This window comes from Curtobacterium sp. MCBD17_035, assembly GCF_003234815.2.
In the GTDB taxonomy this organism is placed as follows: Bacteria; Actinomycetota; Actinomycetes; order Actinomycetales; family Microbacteriaceae; genus Curtobacterium.
In genome coordinates this window covers 1,059,429-1,077,256 of record NZ_CP126279.1, presented here as the reverse complement: position 1 = coordinate 1,077,256, position 17,828 = coordinate 1,059,429, and the positions used below count along the sequence as shown (strand labels likewise).

The window sequence follows — 17,828 nt, the reverse complement described above, 5'->3', positions numbered from 1 at the left end:
AGTGTGGCACGGCGGCCGGGAGCGGCGGGGCGGAGGCGCACCGGGCCTCCCGGACGGAACGACCGATCTGGTGTTGAACGACCGCCGCGTCGTCGCTGCATGCAGGCGCACGAGATGCGTGCGGATGTGGCGACGATGTCGGTGTCGTCCGACAGCGGATCTGTCGAAAACCAGCGGGTTCTTGGGCGGCGGGACGGGCAGAGCGGGCGGGCGCGACGGGACGGGGCAGGCGGGAACGGGCCGCGTCAGCGGCGGACCGACAGGACCTCGTCGAGCGCCGCCTGCGCACCGGCGGAGCAGAGGGTGCCGAGGCTGCGACGGTAGGGCGCCGTGAACCGCTCGTCGTCGACGAGGTCCCCGAACACCTCCCGGTTGCGCAGGAACGCGAGGTCGTCCGACCGCTGCTGCGCCGCCGCGGGCATGAGGACGTCGCGGAGCTGGTCGACCACCTCGAACCGCTCGCCGTGCTCGCCGACCCCCTCGGCGTACCGGGCCCAGCTGGCGACGACCGCGGCCGACAGGTCGATGGGGAGGCCCGCCTCCAGGTCGGCGCGCACCACCGGCAGCAGCCACTTCGGGATCCGGTCCGACGACTCGGCGGCCAGCCGCGCGAGCGTGTCGAGGATCGCGGGATTGCCGAACCGCTCCATGAGCGTCGCCTTGTACTGGTCGAGGTCGATGCCCGGCACGGGGTCGAGCGTGGGCGTCGCCTCCTCGTCCATGTAGCGCTCGAGGAGCCGGGCGATCAGCGGGTCGGTCGCGGCCTCGTGCGCGTACGTGTGCCCGGACAGGAGGCCGAAGTACGCCATCGCCTGGTGCGAGGCGTTGAGCAGGCGGAGCTTCATGAGCTCGTAGGGCACGACGTCCTCGACGACCTGCACGCCGGCCGTCTCGTACAGCGGACGGCGCAGGGTGAACCGGTCCTCGAGCACCCACTGCTCGAAGGGCTCCGCGACGACGGGCCAGGCGTCGTCGATGCCGAACTCGTCCCGGACCATCGCCCGGTCGGCATCCGTGGTGACCGGGGTGATCCGGTCCACCATGGAGTTCGGGAACGACACGTGCCGCTCGATCCACGCGCCGAGCTCCGGGTCCTTCGCGGTGGCGAACGCGACGATGGTCTGCCGGGCGGTGTCGCCGTTGCCCTGGATGTTGTCGCACGACATCACGGTGAACGGCGGGATGCCCCCGTCGTGGCGGCGGCGCAGGGCCTCGGTGATGAACCCGAACATCGTCGTCGGCGTCGCCCCGGGCGTCAGGTCCGCGGCGATCGCCGGGGCGTCGAGGACGAACTGCCCCGTGACGTGATCGATGTTGTAACCGCCCTCGGTGACGGTCAGGGACACGATGCGCGTGGTGGGCGCGGCCATCAGGGCGAGCACGGCCTCCGGGTCGTCCGGGGCGTACAGGAAGTCCGCGACGGAGCCGATGACACGGGGCTCCAGGGTCCCGTCGGGGTGCTTGAGCACGAGTGTGTACAGGTGGTCCTGGGAGTCGAGCGCGTCGCGCATCTCGGCGTCGCGCGGCATGACCCCGACGCCGGTGATCCCCCAGCACAGCTCTCCCCCGGCGTTCATGAGCCGGTCGACGTACATCGCCTGGTGCGCCCGGTGGAAGTTGCCGAGGCCGAAGTGGACGATGCCGGTCGTGACGGCGCTCCGGTCGTAGGTGGGCACGGCGACGCCGGTGAGCGTGTCGAGGGTGGCGTTGCTGAGCGTGGTCATGTGGGGTCCTCCCGTGGCGCGCTCCGTCGCACGCCCCTCCCGTCACTGTACGACCGGTGGTGGCGTCTGCGGGAGTGGTGGCACGGGTCGGGCCGACTCGGACGTGCGCGCATGGACGACGACTGCGCTGTCGTCTGGCGGCGCCCTCGTCGTCCGCGCGCGCACCCGCCAGGTCGTCGTCCGCGCGCGCACCCGCCAGGTCGTCGTCCGCGCGCGCACCCGCCAGGTCGTCGTCCGCGGGCGCACCCGCCGGGTTGTCGCACCTCAGGCTCCCGCACGCGCCGCACACCGCTGGCGGAGGAGCGCGGCGAACCGTGCGTGCCTCGCGGCGGCGTACGCCTCGAGCCGCTCGGCCGTGCCGACCCACGGACCGTCCGAGAGCACCGGGCCGTCGACGACCGCGCGCAGGGCACCGGCCAACGCCTCGGCGTCGCCCGGCGGCACCTCGACCAGCTGAGGACCGACGAGCGGGCGGAGTTCCGCGAGCGCCGGGCTCGCCGCCGTGATGACGGTCCGCCCGCACGCGAGCCCCTGCCACACCTTGTTCGGGATCACGGACCGGGCCTTGTCCGACGTGCCGAACACCCCGAGGACGACGTCGTGGTTGGCGATGACCGTGGCGAGCTCCTCTGCCGGCACGGGTTCGAGCAGGGTCGCGTCGACCCGGTCGCCCTCGTCGTGGAGCTGTGCGCGGATCCGCTCGAGGACCGAGGCGTACGACACGAACGTCGCGCGGATGGGACGACCGACCTCGCCGAGCGCCGACACGATGACCGGGACGCCGTGCAGCGGGACGTCGTGGCCGTAGAACAGCACGCGGAGCGGCCCGGACGCAGCGGCCGCGCGACCCGAAGGCAACGTGCCGGCCTCAGCGGCAGCGCCGGCGCCCGCGCCGGCAGCAGCGCCCGCAGCAACGTCGGCAGCAACGCCGGCAGCAGCGCCCGCAGCAACGTCGGCAGCAGCGCCGGCGCGCGACACGGCCATGGCGCCAGCCTCCGCCGGCGGGACCGCCGCCGGGCCCGCCCACGCCGGCGCCCCGACGGGGAGGCTCACCACGGCCGTCCGCGCCGGCACCCGTTCCCGGAGCGCCGCGGCCCGCACCTCGGTGTCGATGAGCAGCACGTCGGCGGAGCGTTCGGCCAGGCGATCGACGACCCGGCAGCGGAGGGCGCGGAGTGACCGCGGGGCCGCAAGACCGTGGTCGTCGATGTCCGTCTCGTACTGCCCGACGAACCGATCGACGACGACGACCCCGCCGCGGAGCCGCGCGACGAGTGCGACGAGCGGTGCGACGACGAGCGACATCTCGGCGAGGAGGTGGACGTCGTACCCACGGAGCCCGAGCACCGTGCGGACGTCGCGGGTCATCCGTCCGATGACGCTCCCGCCCCGGTGGCGCCGGACGACGTCCACCGTGAACCCCGCCGCACGCAGGTGGTGGCGCACGCGGGCGTTGCGCGGGTAGGCGGGGTCGTCGACGCGGACGTGTGCGACGCGGAGGACCGATGTGGCCCGCCGGACGCGCCGTCGCCGCCGCCGATCGAGCACGACGACGGCGACGACCTGCACGGCGAGCACCGCGGCCTCGGCGGAGAGCACCCCGAGCATCGCTCCGCGCGCACCGTCGACGCGGGCGAGGACGAGCACCCCGGGCACCCCGACCAGGCATCCGGCGGCGGCGCTCAGGGTGATCGCGGGGACCCCGCGGAGCGCCACGAGCACCAGGCCACCGGTGGCCCGCGAGGTCGTGACGACGACGACGAGCAGGCCGCTCAGCACGGCGAGGTCGGGCGCGACGGTGGCGACGCCGGCGAAGAACCCGCGCGAGACCGCGGGGACCACGACGACGAACCCGGCGCCGACGAGGACCCCGACGCCGACGTTCCCCCAGAGCGCGACCCAGGCCCGGCGGATCCGCCGGTCCGGATCGGCGGGGCCACCCACCCACCCCTGGAGTGCGGTCGGCAGGGCCTTGAGCGCGGTGAGCGCCCATCGCTGGAGCCGGTCAGCGGCGGCGAACACCGCGACGGCCCCGGGCGCACTGACGCCGGCGAGCGTGATCGGGACGCTGATGTAGGTGGCGCTGAGCACGCGTCCGAGGAGCGGTTGCAGCTGGATCCGGACGGCGCGCACGACGAGCCGCGGGGTGAGCTGTCGCAGGGTCGCCGGTCCGATGCCGAGCAGCGTCGTCCCGAGCACGACCGGCACGAGTCCGCTGACGACCAGGGCGAGGGGGAACACCCACAGCGGCGCACCGGCAGCGAGGGCGACCGCGGCGACGACGACCGGCAGCGTGCGGGGCAGTGTGTCCGCCCAGAGGATCGGCCCCGGCCGCCCGAGGCCGATCCAGCACCAGACGACGTTGACCGAACCGAGTGCCCCCGCGGTGCCGATCCAGCCGACGAGCGCGGGAGCACCGACGGGTACCAGGTGCGCGACGACCCAGACACCCGCGGTCACCGGCAGCAGGACGAGCACCTGGGTCACGAGTGCGAGCCCGACCGAGCGACGGAGGTTGCCGAGCGACTGACGGGCGGACCGCTGCGGCCCGCTGATCCCCCAACCGAGCTCGACGACGACCGCCGCGGCCGCCCCGATCGACTGCCCGACCGCGACGTCGCGCCACCCCTCCGCACCGAACCGCGCGGCGACCGCGGGGACCGCGACGAGTGGTGCGAGCCCGCCGACGACGGGGAGCACCGCGAACCCGACGAGCCGCCGGATCGCCATGACTCGTCTGCTGTCGGTCGGGAGGAACGGGGCCACCCGCCGACGCTAGGTCGCCGCCGTCACGCTCCGGTCCGCGGCCGACGGCCTCCCGCCGGTCGTCGGGGATGCGTCCCGCCCGGATTCACCCGTCCGGTCACCCGGACGCACCGAGCCGCGTCATCACGGCGACGGCGCGGGTACGACGAGGACCGCGCCCCCGCCCACCCGCGCTCGCACCGCCTCCCGGCCCGGTGTCACCAGACGAGCACGAACCGACCACGGACGCCCCCGGCCTCCATGCGCCGGTGGGCGTCGCGGGCCGACTCCGGGTCCGCGGCGGGCAGGACCTCGGCGACGCGCAGGGTGAGCAGGCCGTCCTCGACGTCCTGCCGGAGCCGGTCGAGCTTGTGTCCGGAGTGGTACTCGTCGAACACCATGACGCGCTCGAACCGGATGCCCCGCTCGCCGTTGCCCGGCCAGCCGCGCACGGCGACGAAGACGCCCCCGTCCCGGATCGCGGGGACGACCTGCTCGTGCAAGAGCGCGGTGTCCGCGAGACCGTCGACCCCGTCGGGCACGATCGCCCGGATCCGATCGACCACCCCGTCCCCGCGTTCGACGACGTGGTCGGGACCGAGCGACTCGACGAGCGCACGGTCCTTCTCGGCGGCGTCGGCGATCACGACGAGTCCGGCCTGCTTCGCGAGCGGCACGAGGTACGTGCCGAGGGTCCCGGCGGCTCCGGTCACCATCAGGGTCTGGCCGGGCTCGAGGTGCATGAGCTCGAGGATCCGCACGGCCGTCAGCCCGTTCATCGGGAGCGTGCTGGCTTGCTCGAAGCCGACACCCGCCGGGATCCGGGCGATCGAGTCCGGCGCGGCGACGAGGTGCTCGACGTACGCTCCCCCGTGCTCGCGCAGCGGCAGCGCGATCGCCATGACCTCGTCGCCCGTCTGCCACTGGTCGACGCCCTCGCCCACCTCGTCCACGATGCCGGCGGCGTCCATGCCGGGCACGTACGGGGGCTGGGCGCCGCCGAGGTCGCGTCCGCCGCCGCGCACACCGGCGTCGGTCGGGTTGACGGCGAACGCCCGCACCCCGATCCGCACCTCGCCCGGGCCGGCGTGCGGCTCCGGGACCTCGTGGACGGCGAGGGCCTCGGGCCCTCCGAACTCCTGTACTCCGATGACGCGCATCCTCCTGGTCTACCGCGACCGCGGCCCTCCACACCCAGCGAGCCCCCGGCCGACCGTCGAGGTCGCACCTGCCAGGATGACGGGGACCGATCCCACGACGAACGGAGACCACATGTCCCTGCCACCGCTCCCCGACGACGCCGTCGCGATGCTCCAGCAGCCGAACCCCGCCGTCATCGCCACCCTGCGGTCGGACGGCACGCCCGTCACCGCGGCCACCTGGTACCTGTGGCAGGACGGCCGGGTCCTCGTGAGCATGGACGACAGCCGTGTGCGCCTCAAGCACCTGCGGCGTGACCAGCGCGTCAGCCTGACGGTCCTCGCCGAGGGCGACTGGTACACCCACGTCACCCTGATCGGCCGGGTGGTCGAGTTGTACGCCGACGAGGGCCTCCGGGACATCGACCGCATCTCGACCCACTACACGGGCGGCGCCTACCCGGACCAGGTCCGGCCGCGCACCACGGGCGTCATCGAGATCGACCGGTGGACGGGCTGGGGCGCCATGAAGGACAACGACCAGCCGACGACCTGACGGACATCGCTCAGCCCAGTCCCGCGAGACCCGTGCGGTCCGGAATCGTGAACCGCAGGTCGGGCAACCAGGCCGCCGGGTCCTTCCAACGCGGTGCCATCGGGAGCCGTCCGAGCCGCTTCCGGACCGCCCAGGCCGAAGCCGGCTCGGGCAGCACCCGTCGCGGTCCCTCGACGGCGAGCGCCCCGAACCACCAGTGCCGCCAGGTGCCCTCGACGGACTCCGGGTCGAGCACGACGTAGTAGTCCGGCATGACGCGGTGGCCCGCGGCGAAGGCGGCGAGCGCCGTCTCGACCTCGAGCTCGAGCGTGCCGAGCGTGCTGCGGTCGTCGAAGAACTCGACCCACGCGGCGGCGACGTGCGCCAGGGGGTCGGCGTCGTGGACGACGTACGTCCCGTTCGATGCGCTGATCCGCGCGGTGCCGTCGGCGTCCGCCTCGCCGAGTCGGAGGGCGTCGACCCCGCGGAGTGCGCCGAGTTCGTCGAGGAGGCCCGTGGCACCGGCACCGACGAGCGCGATGATCGTTGCGGTCTGGACGGCCATGCCCCACTCTACGTCCACACGTCCCACGCGGCAGCCGTGCGCGGAGCCGGGTCGCCGGACCGGTTGCCGCGCAGGACCTGACGGCGCACGAGAGCCGCTGCGCGAAGCACCTGGGCCAGTCCCGCATCGAACGGACGAGAACCGACATTCTGCCCCTCATCCGAGGTACGGTTGGCACTACCAGACGGAAGCCGGGAACTGCGTCGGGGCAGTCCCGGCATCGTCACGACTGCGCATGACGACAGGGATGATGGGCATGAGCTCGTACGAGTCCGAACCGGGCGTCGCACCGGTCCGCATCACGACGTTCAAGCGGCAGCGCAAGCTGTGGCGCCGCGGGTACGCGCCCGAGACAGGGCACGACGATCGCTACGAGGACTTCTTCCGCGATTCGTCCGCGCTCCGTCGACGGGACTGATCGACGTGGACGGCTGGCCGGACACCCACCGGCTCGGGCGGGCGGCGTCGCTCCCCGTGGACGCGCCGCAGCGCACGATGACGCCGTGCTTCGCCGCGAGCGGGCAGTGGATGCTCCGGACCCACGCGATCCCCCGACAAGCGGTCGCTGGGCTCCTCGGGTACTCCGAGGTGCAGAGTGGGTTCGACGAGATCGTGTCGATGCAACCCGAGGTCGGGCTGCTCTGTGCCGGCGTCCGGAACGCCGCGCGCACGATCGCAGGAGCCGACGAGACCTAGGACGCCCATGACGACCGAGACCACCGCCCCGACGAACGACGCGGTCCTGGTCGCCGGTGCTGGCGGCGTCGTCGGTCGCAGCGTCGTCGAGCACTTCGCCCGCACTGGTGTGACGACGCGGGGCATCAGCCGCCGGGCGCCGCAGGGCGTGTCCGGTTGGACCCACCTGCCGGTGGACCTGCTCGACGCCGACGCCGCCGTCGAGGGGCTGCGCGCGGCGTCCGACACGACGCGCCTCGCGTTCGCCGCGTACATCGAGAAGGCGGACCTCGCGGAGCAGATCGGCCCGAACGTGGCACTCCTCGAGCACACCCTCGACGCACTTGACCGGCTCGGCGCTCCACTCCGGCACGTGACGCTCTACCAGGGCATGAAGTACTACGGCGCCCACCTCGGCCGGTTCACGACGCCCGCCAAGGAGGACGACCCGCGTCTCCTCGTGCCGAACTTCTACTACGACCAAGAGGACCTGCTGCGTGAGCGTGCGGCCCAGCGGGGGTTCGCGCTCACGGTGTTCCGGCCCGAGGCCGTAATGGGGTACGCGCAGGGCACGCCGATGAACCTCCTTATGGCGATCGGCACCTACGTCGCGATGACCCGCGAGCTCGGTCTGCCGCTCCGGTTCCCGGGGCAGCGCGAGACGTACGACCGGATCCTGTACCAGATGACGGACGCCGAGCTCCTCGCGCGCGCGACGGACTGGGCCGGTTCGGCGCCGACCGCGGCGGGCGAGGCGTTCAACATCACCAACGGCGACGTCGTGCGGTGGAGTCACCTCTGGAAGCGACTCGCGGACCACTTCGGCCTCGAGCTCGGCGAGCCGCAGACGCTCCCCCTGGCGACCGTGATGCCACCGCGCGAGGACCTGTGGAACCGCATGGTGGAGCGGCACGGTCTCGTTCCGACCCCGTACACGGAGCTCGTCGACTGGCGGTTCGGGGACATGATCCTCGGCTCGACGTGGGACAACGTGTCGAACGTGATCAAGCTCCGGCAGGCCGGGTTCGGCGAGTGCCACGACAGCGCCGACCGTCTCGTCGAGCTCCTCGACGACCTCGGTCGTCGGCGGATCCTGCCGGCCGCACCGGGCGTCGAGGTCGAGCCGGTCTGAGCACGATCGGCGCGGACGCCGGGAGGTGCGGATCGGCCTGGTCCCGCGCCTCCTGACAGACACGATCCCGGGAGGTCCGGGGCGCGCCGGTCCCGCGCCTCCCGTCCGCCGGTCAGTCGGCGGGCAGGACCCGCGCGAAGTGGTGCGGGGCGGAGAACATCGGGATGATGTCGACGGGTTCGCCCGGGTGCGGTGCCTGGATCACGAGGCCGTTGCCGAGGTAGAGGCCGATGTGGGCCTCGCTGTCGTAGACGACGAGGTCGCCGGGCTGCGCCTCGGACTCGGGGATCGTCGTCGCAGCGGCGTCCTGCGTCGGCACGTAGTGGACGAGCGGGATCCCGACCGACGCGTACGAGACCATGACGAGGCCCGAGCAGTCGATGCCCGCGTGGGTCGCGCCGCCCTCGACGTACGTGTCGCCGAGGTAGGTCAGCGCGGTCTGGATGACCTGCGCACGCTTGCCGCCGGCGCTCAGGGCGTCGACGATCGCGCTCTGCGCGCCGGAGACGGTCGCACCGCCGCTGACGACGACCTCGGTCGGGGCGGGCGCGGCGATGATCGTCGTGCCGTCGTGCTCGATGACGGGGAGCGTGATGTCCCGCGACACGGTGTACTGCTGTGCGCCGGGGGTCGACGAGGTGACGGCCGCGGCGGCGCTGCTCAGCGTGTCCGCGTTGGCGGGGAGCCCGAACGCGATGCACGACGTCATGGCGAGGATCGGGGCGACGATGAGCGAGAGACGCTTCGCGCTCACGGCACGGCGCTCGTGACGGAGGACCGGGGCGGCGACGGCCGGGGCGGTCGCGACGACCGGCAGGGCGCGGGCGGCGGTGACCCGACGGACCGTGGCCAGGCGGGCTGCGGCGTGGTGGGCCTCGGCACGGCGGATCTCGGCCCGGCGGCTCGCCTCGGCGGGGCGGTGCTCGGCGAGGGGCGAGGCGACGACGACGACGCGCTCGGCGACGGTTGCGGTGGGACGGGGACGAACGGCGCTGGTGTCGGCACGTCGGGTGCGGCGGTCCTCGACGGGGAGCGCGTGTCGTCCTGCCATGTGTCCCTTCCTCGTCCCGCCGAGCGCGGGACACGAGAAGATAACGTATTGGTAACCGTCTGACGGTCGCCCTGGCAGCGGGCCGTGCGCGCCTGCGGGTCTCCACAGGTTCGATGCGACCCGTCCGGTGGCGCGCGATCTGGGGGATGACCGAACGCCGGCGCCTCCGTACGGTGACGACATGCCCGTCATCCGCCGATGGAACACCACCGCGAGCGACCGGATCTGGGCGGCGCGCATCGGCCCGGAGAACGCCCGCCGCCTGGCCGGCGTCCGCCTGCCGGCCTACCGCGCCCTCGCCGCGTTCATCGTGCTCCTCGTCGTCGCCGCGGCCGCCGCCGCCCTGGCACCCGCACCGGTCGGCGTCGTGGTCGCCGCCCTCGCCGTGCTCGCCGGCTCCGCCGTCGTGGGCGTCGGGGTCCGACCGCTGCGCGCGGAGGGACACGCACTCGCGGTGCGCCTCCGGGACCTGGGCCACCGGGTGGACCGCGACGCACCCCTCAACGACGGCGGCGCGTTCGACCGCTGGGCCGCGCGGAACGGACTGCCGCGGGAGCAGCTCGTCACTCCGTGGTGAATGATCGTCGGATGCGCTTCCTGCCGCCCCTGACCGGTCCCCGCATCACGGCCGCCGCGGTCGGGATCGCCGTCGTCGCCCTGATCGCCTGGCTGTGGGGTCCGCAGGTCGCACACGGCGTGGTGCGCACGGGTGTCGCCGGTGCGTTCGTCCTCATCCCCCTCGCGGTGTTGGCCGCGCTCGTGCTCGTGGGACTCCGCGTCGGGCCGTCGCTCCGGGCCGTGCTCGCGGCCGTGCTCGTGCTCGTCTTCGCCGGCTCCGTGGTCGCCTGGGTCCGGCACGCGTACGACGTCGACCGGTTGTACGTCGCCGACGTCCGGACCGTCGACCACCCGGCACCGAGCTTCGCCGAACGCTCCCCGTACGACGTCGCCGCGACCTCGTCGACCAAGAACCTCGGCGACACGACGGGCACGGCGCTGCCGGTCAAGTCGCTCACCGACCAGCGCAGCCACGGACTGTGGGACGCGCTCGTGCAGCGTCGCGGGTTCCTCGCCGGCTACGAGAGCGTCCAGGTGCAGGACATGCCCCTCTTCGGGCAGACCGAGCCCGACCAGGTGACGACGTGCGACTTCACGCGCACGGCGCGGCTCCGCGTCGGAGGGTCCCTGCCGACCAACTCGCTCACCCGCGCGATCGACGCCGCGACCCCACCGACCGTCGGTTTCGACCCGACCGACGTCTACGGGTACTGCGACGGCCGGGCCCCCGAGGTCGTCGTGCCGCTGACCCAGGTGCACGGGTTCTGGGACACGTCGTACGACTTCGCCGGCGACGCCCTGTACAACGGCCGGACGGGCGAGGTCCGCATCGTGACCCGTGCCACTGACCTCCCCGGCCCCGCGTACCCGCAGTCCCTCGCCAAGCGACAGCGGGTGGCCCTCCGTGCGCTCGGCTCGTTCGGCGACTACTGGTTCCACCGCTCCGGGTACGAGGACACGTCGGACGACTCGGACAACCCCGACTCGTTCAACCCGTCCGAGCTCGGACTCCGCCGGGCGAGCGACGACCACGCCACGTACGTCACCCCGCTCACCCCGCCCGGGTCGTCGTCCTCGGTCGTCGCGCTCTCCGTCGTCGACGCCTCGGTCGGTCACGCCGGCAGCCGGAACCCGATCACGGTCTACGAGTACGAGAAGGGGTCCGCGCGGCAGGCGAACTCGTCGGTGGCCTCGACCATCAAGACCACCTACAGCTACCTGCCCGACTGGGCCAGCGGGCTCAAGATCTTCGAGATCGTGCCCGGAGCGCGGAACCAGTGGGTCGCCTCCATCGGGCAGTCCCAGGGCGTCGTCTACCGCGCGGTCATCGACGCTGCGGGCGCGGCCACGCTGTACGACGCGAACGGCGACGTCGTGACCCGATCGGGCACGGAGTCCGCGGGGACGGACGGCGGGACCGGTGCCTCGGGCTCGAGCGGAGCCTCCGGATCGACCGGGTCGGCCGGATCCCCGGACCTGTCGAAGCTGACGCCACAGCAGCTCCGGGACCTGGCGCAGGCGGCGCTGAACGAGCTCGCCAAGCGGGCGGAGTCGTCGGCCGTGCCGACCGCGACGCCGTCCCCGACGCCCGGCGGCTGAGCAGCAGGGGCGACGAACGGGAGGCGCTGCGCACGACAGTGGAGTGCCTCCCGTCCGTCACACCCCTGGGTGGGGCTGCGGCGGGGCGACCGAGACGACGTTCGCGGCCGCGACCCCGTCGTCACCGCCGTGGTCGTCGAGGAGGTCGGCGTGCGCGACGGCGTAGGCGCGAGCGCGACGCATCCGCACGACCGCCGCGGGGATGGCGACCGCGGCCCCGACGACCAGGACCCCGAGGTAGACGATGCCGAGCCGCGTCATCCCGTCGAGGGTCAACGACAACTCGTTGCAGGCGATCCCGGCGTACAACAGCGCCAAGTACCCGATCTGCAGCCCGAGGACCGTCGGGACCGTGGAGGCGTACCGCGCCGCAGCCCGTTGGTCCGCCGCCGAGAGGTCGAGGGCCTTCCCACGGAGGACGACCTTGTTGAACTGCCGGAGGCGTGCGAGATCGCGGCCCGCCGCATCCCGCAACCGGCGCTGGAGCGGCACGACCAGGACGACCATCACGAACGCCGGGACCATGAACGTCATCTCCGCCCCGAGGAGTCCCGTCGTCGCGAGGTCGAGACCACGCTCGCGCCCGAGGACCGCATCGACGACGACCCACGCCGACGCGAGGACCACCATGCCAGCGAACACCACCGACACGATCAGGAGCTTCCGACGGATCAGACCGGGGTCCACGGGTTGCCACCGGTAGGGCGACGCCAGTGGGCGCTCGGCGCGCCGGAGGCGGTCACCGAGCGGTCTCGCGACGACGAGCAGCAGCGCGGTCACGAGCGCGACGAGCACGGGCACCCACACGGGTCCGCCCGCGACCACCGTCGCGACGACGAGCAGGCCGACCGCGGCGAGGTCGACCGCGAGCACGACGACGCCCGCCCGACGCAGGTACCGACCAGCGTCGGGCGAGGACCGTCGATCCCAGAACGTGTTCCACGACCCGAGGAGCAGCGGACCGTACACGATGAGGGCGACGCCCGTGCCGGCCGCCACGACGAGACCGTCGGGGCCGCCCCGCAGCTGGATCGCCACGAGCAGTGCTCCGCCGATGCTGAGCACCGTCGACACGAGCACGCTGAGGATGTACGCGAGGATGCGCATGGTCCTGCCTCCCGGCAGCGCCGTCGGGTCGGCGCCGCCGTCGTCATCCTGCTCCGCCACGCGATCGGGTGGAACGACACCTTGACGCATCCTCAGGCTCCGGATCGCTCGTCGCCTCGGCGAATTCATGCTCGTTCCTGTGCCGATCCCCAGGTATCGTGCCGAGCACACCCCCGAACGGGGTGCATCCACGAGAACGGTAGAACCAGTTGCGCAGACATCAGGGGATCAGCAGCTCCACCACCGCCGTCCGACTCGCCGTCGTGGGGGTGACGACCGTCGGCCTCGTGCTCGGGTCGACACTCCTGGGCGCCGGGGTCGCGACCGCGTCGCCCGTCGTCGGGCACCACACCACGACGATCACGCCGGACCACCGTCAGGGCGGGGTCGGCAGTGGCGTCGACCGGGCACTCGCACCACGGACGCAGTTCACGATGGCGCCCGACGGCTCCTCGGGCGCGACCCAGGGTGGCGAGGGCATCCCGAACATCGACTCCGTCAAGAAGACGATCGCGACCTACTACGGCGACCCGGGCACGGGCATCGCCGACAAGACCGACAGCCCCTACATCCGCGAGATGGCCGCCATCGTGCGGCGGGAGAGCGGCCAGCTCCAGCGCCAGTACGACGCCGCCGTGGCCGCGGGCGAGAAGCCGGCCATCGTGCTCGACAGCGACGACACGACGCTGTTCACGTACGACATGGAGGTCGGGGACATGCACTTCACGTTCTCGCCCGCCGAGCAGGACGTCTGGGTGCAGGGCGAGCGGTTCCCCGCGACCCCGTCGATGGTGTCGTTCGTGAACCGGGCGGCGGCGATCGGCTACACGATCTTCGGCGTCACGGGCCGCAACGACGACCAGAAGGCCGCGACCCTCGCCAACCTGGCGAAGGACGGGTACGACGGATTCACGTCCGACGACTTCTTCACGAAGTGGACCGGCGTCGGTGCCTCCCAGCAGCCCTCGTACGTCACGTGCGTCGCGACGTGCACGACGGTCGAGTTCAAGGCGGGGACGCGCAAGCACATCGAGCAGGACCTCGGCTACACGATCACGCTCAACGTGGGCGACCAGTACTCCGACCTGCAGGGCGGGTACGCCGAGCACACCCTCAAGCTCCCGAACCCCACCTACTTCCTCCCCTCGGCGGACCTGCCGGGGGTCTCGGAGCCCTGGCTGGCACCCCGGACGCACTTCACGATGGCACCCGACGGCTCATCGGGCGCGACGCAGGGCGGCGAGGGCATCCCGAACATCGACTCCGTCAAGAAGACGATCGCGACGTACTACGGCGACCCGGGCACGGGCATCGCGAACAAGTCGGACAGCCCCTACATCCGCGAGGTGCGGTCGATCGTCGCGCGACAGGCGCCGGTCGTGGTGGCGCAGTGCGCGATCGCGAGGGCCCGGCACCGCAACCCGGCGATCGTCCTCGACGCCGACGACACGACCCTGTGGACGTACGACATGGAGGTCGCGGACATGCACTTCACGTTCTCGCCCACCGAGCAGGACGTCTGGGTGCAGGGCCAGCGGTTCCCGGCGACGCCGTCGATGACCTCCCTCGTCGCGGTCGCCCGTGCGGCCGGTTGCACGGTCATCGGGCTGACGGGCCGGAACGAGGGCCAGCAGGCAGCGACGATCGCGAACCTGCGGAAGGTCGGGTACCCCGAGTTCGCCGCGACGCAGCACGGCAACCGGACCTACTACACGAAGTGGACCGGCATCGGTGCCTCGCAGCAGCCGCCGTACGTGCACTGCGCGACCGCGTCCTGCACGACGATCGAGTACAAGTCGCAGACGCGCGCCCACATCGAGTCGGCTGCGGGCGGCCGGTACGACATCGTCAGCAACTGGGGCGACCAGTACAGCGACCTCATCGGCGGCTCGGCCGACCGGTCGGTGAAGCTGCCGAACCCGACGTACTACCTGCCCTGACCTCCGGCGGGTCCCGATGACGGGAGGCGGTGAGCACGACGGCTCGCCGCCTCCCGTTCGTCATGGGTCGGGCCGCGCGCGGAGCGCCAGGAGCGCGCGCTCAGTCGAGGGTGACGACGAGTTTCCGCGCCGAGACACCACGCCGCAGCCGGGCGAGCGCCTCGGGGACAGCAGCGATCCCGTGCCCCACGACCTCGCGCTCCGGAGCGGCGACGTAGCGGCCCGTCGCCAGGGCCTGCGGCAGGAACGCCTCGTAGACGAGCGGACCCACCTGGCTGACCAAGGGCGTTCCACCCCAGATCGCGGAGACGGTGATGCCCTCGCGCCGTGCGGACCGCGCACGGAGTCGCGTCGCCGGGGTGGGGTAGGCCGAAGCGAGGCGCCGACTCCCCGCGGTGGCGCGGACGACGCGGAGGGTGCGGGTGAGCGAGCCCGCGCCGATCGCGATCGTCCCCGCGAGCGGCCGGTCGCCGATCGCGTCGGTGATCCGCCGCTCGGCGTCCGGGTCGTGGTAGTCGAACACCTGCTCGGCGCCGAGTCCGCGCACGAGATCGTGGTTCCGGTCGGACGCGGTCCCGAGGACGTCGTACCCGGAGGCCCGCGCGAGCTGGACGGCGTTGCACCCGACGCTCGTCGACGCACCCCACACCAGGACGACTGCTCGACGCGGCTCGGGGTCCAGGGAGGGCCCGGCCAGGCCGAGCTGGTCCGGCTCGTACAGGCCGGCCGCCGCGGTCGTCAGTGCGAGCGGCAGCACCGCGGCGTCCTCGAGCGGCATCGACGCCGGGACCGGGGCACAGTTGCGCTCCTGCAGCAGGACGAATCGTTGGAAGGCGCCCTCGGCAGCGGCGTTCCGGTGTCGCTCCTGCCCCGCGGCGGAACCGAGCACGCGCGCCCCGATCCCGAACCGCCGCACGTCCGGTCCGACGGCGACGACCTCGCCGGCGACGTCCGAGCCGAGTACCGCCGGGTACCGCAGCCACGGCGTCACGAACGGACGCGCGAGGCCGGACATCGCGTCGACCGGGTTCACGGCGACGGCACGCACCCGCACGACGATCTCCCCCGGCCCCGGGGTGGGCATCGGCGCGGGGCCGATCCGCAACCGCCCGACCGGACTCCGCAGCCAGACGGCCTCGTTCTCCACCATGAGTCAGCTCCTCCACTTGACGACACGCAATGTCATCACTCTGCACCATGACACTCCGTGTCGTCAATGGTGTGTCGTCGATGCGATCGGGACCCCGCGGGCCCGGGCCCGTCTGCAGCGCCGCTTCCGGGAGGCATGGGTCGGCCGGTCCGACGCCTCCCGTTCGCGGGATGGTCGGGCGACGGACGCGGCTGGCAGGATGAGCACCGGGCATCGCCACGCCGGCCACCGGAGGACCAACCATCCCCCGGAACGCGGAGTCGGGACACGGTCGATGGCCGCAGCCGTCCTGCGCCCCTGGGAGGGGCCGTCGACGCGCACCGCGATGAGGAGGAGACCATGCCCGATCCCGGACTCGGGACGATGAACGTCGCGGCGATCGCGGCCGAGGGAGCGCGGCGGCACCGGTCGAAGGCGGCCGTGATCACGGCCCTCCCGGACGGCGGTACCGAGACCCTGACGTACGCGGACCTGTGGGAACGGGTCCGCGCGATCGCGGGTGCGCTGCGGGCGCAGGGCGTCCGACCCGGCGACCGCGTCGCCGTCATGCTCCCGAACATCACGGAGTTCCCGTGCGTGTACTTCGCGGTCCTCGCCATGGGCGCGGTCGTCGTGCCCGTGCACCTGCTCTTCAAGCGCGACGAGATCGCCCACGTGCTCCGGGACTCGGAGGCCCGGGTGCTCGTCGCGTCGGCGTCGATCCTGCCGCAGGCCGGACCGGCGGCCCGCGACGTCGGCGCGTTCGTCGTGGCGGTCGGGGCCGCGTCGGCAGCGGAGGTCGGCGCGGACGTCACGCTGGCCGAGTTCGAGGGCGGTGCGGACCCGATCGACGAGTACGTCGCGGTGAACCCGCTCGAACCGGCGACGGTCCTGTACACGAGCGGCACGACGGGGACGCCGAAGGGTGCCGTCGGCTCGCACTTCGCGCTCATGGAGCAGGTGAACGTGTCGCTCATCGACCTGTTCGACCTGCGACAGGAGGACGTCGTGTTCGGCGGCCTGCCGCTGTTCCACACGTTCGGGCAGACGGTCGTCATGAACACCTCGCTCCGCCGGGGCGCGACGATCGTGCTGCTGCCACGCTTCGATGCGGCGACGGCGCTCGACCTGTGCGTCCGGCACCGCGTGACGGCGTTCGACGGCGTGCCGACGATGTTCATCGCCCTGCTCGAGGCCGCCCGCGACACCACGGAACGGCCACCGCTGCGCTTCTGCATCTCCGGCGGTTCCGCGCTGCCGGAGGCCGTGCTCGAGCGGTTCGAGGCGACGTTCCGCGCACCGATCCAGGAGGGCTACGGCATGACCGAGACCTCGCCTGTCATCGCCGTGAACCCGAAGGGCGTCCCGAGCCGTGCCGGGAGCGTCGGACTGCCCATCTGGGGCGTCGACGTCGTCATCGCGGACGCGGACGTCGAGGACCGCGTCGTGCCCGTCGCCCCGGGCGAGACCGGCGAGCTCGTCGTGCGCGGACACAACCTGTTCACCGGCTACCTCGGTCAGCCCGAGGCCACGGCCGCAGCCATGTGCGACGGGTGGCTCCGCACGGGCGACATCGGCACGATGAGCGCTGACGGCTACGTGACGATCGTCGACCGCAAGAAGGACATGATCATCCGGAACGGCTACAACGTGTACCCGTCCGAGGTCGAGTCGGTGCTCCACCGGCACGAGGACGTCACGTCGGCGGCGGTGTTCGGGGTGCACCACGACGTGCACGGACAAGAGGTCCACGCGGCGGTCGTGCTCCGCGACCCGGACGCCGACGTCGCCGCCATCGACGCGTTCATGCGCACGCGCGTGGCCGCGTTCAAGTACCCGCGGGTGTTCCACGTCGTCGACTCCCTGCCGCTCGGGCCGAGCGGCAAGGTGCTCCGGCGCACGCTGTCGGCGACGTACTCCGCCTGACGG

The 17,828-nt window shown here is 72.8% G+C and carries 15 protein-coding genes; 8 read left to right on the top strand and 7 right to left on the bottom strand.

Annotated features, from left to right (window positions below; genetic code table 11):
- Positions 1-245: 245 nt before the first annotated feature.
- The 3 genes from DEI93_RS05165 to DEI93_RS05155 all read right to left on the bottom strand — a co-directional run bounded on the left by DEI93_RS05165 (position 246) and on the right by DEI93_RS05155 (position 5,629).
- Complete coding sequence (locus DEI93_RS05165) at positions 246-1,724, bottom strand: mannitol dehydrogenase family protein (protein ID WP_111119501.1); 1,479 nt, start codon at positions 1,722-1,724, stop codon at positions 246-248.
- Positions 1,725-1,988: 264 nt separating this feature from the next.
- The gene (locus tag DEI93_RS05160) at positions 1,989-4,490 is read right to left on the bottom strand and encodes a glycosyltransferase family protein (protein WP_146244372.1); all 2,502 of its coding nucleotides are present in this window, start codon (positions 4,488-4,490) and stop codon (positions 1,989-1,991) included.
- Between the two features lie 197 nt (positions 4,491-4,687).
- On the bottom strand, positions 4,688-5,629 hold the full coding sequence (locus DEI93_RS05155; RefSeq protein WP_111011469.1) for an NADP-dependent oxidoreductase: 942 nt from the start codon (positions 5,627-5,629) through the stop codon (positions 4,688-4,690).
- 112 nt (positions 5,630-5,741) lie between these two features.
- On the opposite strand from DEI93_RS05155, the gene DEI93_RS05150 reads away from it, so the two are divergent.
- Complete coding sequence (locus tag DEI93_RS05150) at positions 5,742-6,164, top strand: PPOX class F420-dependent oxidoreductase (RefSeq protein ID WP_111011478.1); 423 nt, start codon at positions 5,742-5,744, stop codon at positions 6,162-6,164.
- A 10-nt stretch (positions 6,165-6,174) separates the two neighbouring features.
- Here DEI93_RS05150 and DEI93_RS05145 read toward each other — a convergent pair whose 3' ends face one another.
- Positions 6,175-6,708: a hypothetical protein gene (locus DEI93_RS05145; RefSeq protein WP_111011468.1), complete on the bottom strand. Its 534-nt coding sequence runs from the start codon at positions 6,706-6,708 to the stop codon at positions 6,175-6,177.
- 256 nt (positions 6,709-6,964) lie between these two features.
- On the opposite strand from DEI93_RS05145, the gene DEI93_RS05140 reads away from it, so the two are divergent.
- Genes DEI93_RS05140 through DEI93_RS05130 form a run of 3 tightly spaced genes read left to right on the top strand, consistent with a single transcriptional unit; the run spans position 6,965 to position 8,515 of the window.
- Positions 6,965-7,126 carry a hypothetical protein gene (locus DEI93_RS05140; protein WP_181435443.1) on the top strand — a complete coding sequence of 54 codons (162 nt, stop codon included), beginning with the start codon at positions 6,965-6,967 and terminating at the stop codon, positions 7,124-7,126.
- 5 nt (positions 7,127-7,131) lie between these two features.
- Positions 7,132-7,404, top strand: a complete 273-nt coding sequence (locus DEI93_RS05135; RefSeq protein ID WP_111011467.1) for a hypothetical protein — start codon at positions 7,132-7,134, stop codon at positions 7,402-7,404.
- 7 nt (positions 7,405-7,411) lie between these two features.
- A complete protein-coding gene (locus DEI93_RS05130) occupies positions 7,412-8,515 on the top strand; it encodes an SDR family oxidoreductase (RefSeq protein WP_111119503.1) in 1,104 nt (367 codons plus the stop codon).
- A 112-nt stretch (positions 8,516-8,627) separates the two neighbouring features.
- On the opposite strand, the gene DEI93_RS05125 is transcribed toward DEI93_RS05130, so the two are convergent.
- The gene (locus DEI93_RS05125) at positions 8,628-9,566 is read right to left on the bottom strand and encodes a C40 family peptidase (RefSeq protein ID WP_258372205.1); all 939 of its coding nucleotides are present in this window, start codon (positions 9,564-9,566) and stop codon (positions 8,628-8,630) included.
- Between the two features lie 181 nt (positions 9,567-9,747).
- Here DEI93_RS05125 and DEI93_RS05120 point away from each other — a divergent pair, with 181 nt between their 5' ends.
- Positions 9,748-10,143, top strand: a complete 396-nt coding sequence (locus DEI93_RS05120) for a hypothetical protein (RefSeq protein ID WP_111011465.1) — start codon at positions 9,748-9,750, stop codon at positions 10,141-10,143.
- Between the two features lie 11 nt (positions 10,144-10,154).
- Positions 10,155-11,723, top strand: a complete 1,569-nt coding sequence (locus DEI93_RS05115) for a hypothetical protein (protein ID WP_181436010.1) — start codon at positions 10,155-10,157, stop codon at positions 11,721-11,723.
- A gap of 57 nt (positions 11,724-11,780) precedes the next feature.
- Here DEI93_RS05115 and DEI93_RS05110 read toward each other — a convergent pair whose 3' ends face one another.
- Complete coding sequence (locus DEI93_RS05110) at positions 11,781-12,890, bottom strand: hypothetical protein (RefSeq protein WP_111119504.1); 1,110 nt, start codon at positions 12,888-12,890, stop codon at positions 11,781-11,783.
- A 149-nt stretch (positions 12,891-13,039) separates the two neighbouring features.
- On the opposite strand from DEI93_RS05110, the gene DEI93_RS05105 reads away from it, so the two are divergent.
- Complete coding sequence (locus DEI93_RS05105; RefSeq protein WP_258372206.1) at positions 13,040-14,770, top strand: HAD family acid phosphatase; 1,731 nt, start codon at positions 13,040-13,042, stop codon at positions 14,768-14,770.
- Positions 14,771-14,870: 100 nt separating this feature from the next.
- Here DEI93_RS05105 and DEI93_RS05100 read toward each other — a convergent pair whose 3' ends face one another.
- A complete protein-coding gene (locus tag DEI93_RS05100) occupies positions 14,871-15,920 on the bottom strand; it encodes a zinc-binding alcohol dehydrogenase family protein (protein ID WP_111119505.1) in 1,050 nt (349 codons plus the stop codon).
- A gap of 339 nt (positions 15,921-16,259) precedes the next feature.
- Between DEI93_RS05100 and DEI93_RS05095 the strand changes: the two genes are divergently transcribed.
- The gene (locus DEI93_RS05095; RefSeq protein WP_111119506.1) at positions 16,260-17,825 is read left to right on the top strand and encodes a long-chain-fatty-acid--CoA ligase; all 1,566 of its coding nucleotides are present in this window, start codon (positions 16,260-16,262) and stop codon (positions 17,823-17,825) included.
- The last annotated feature ends 3 nt before the right edge of the window (positions 17,826-17,828 follow it).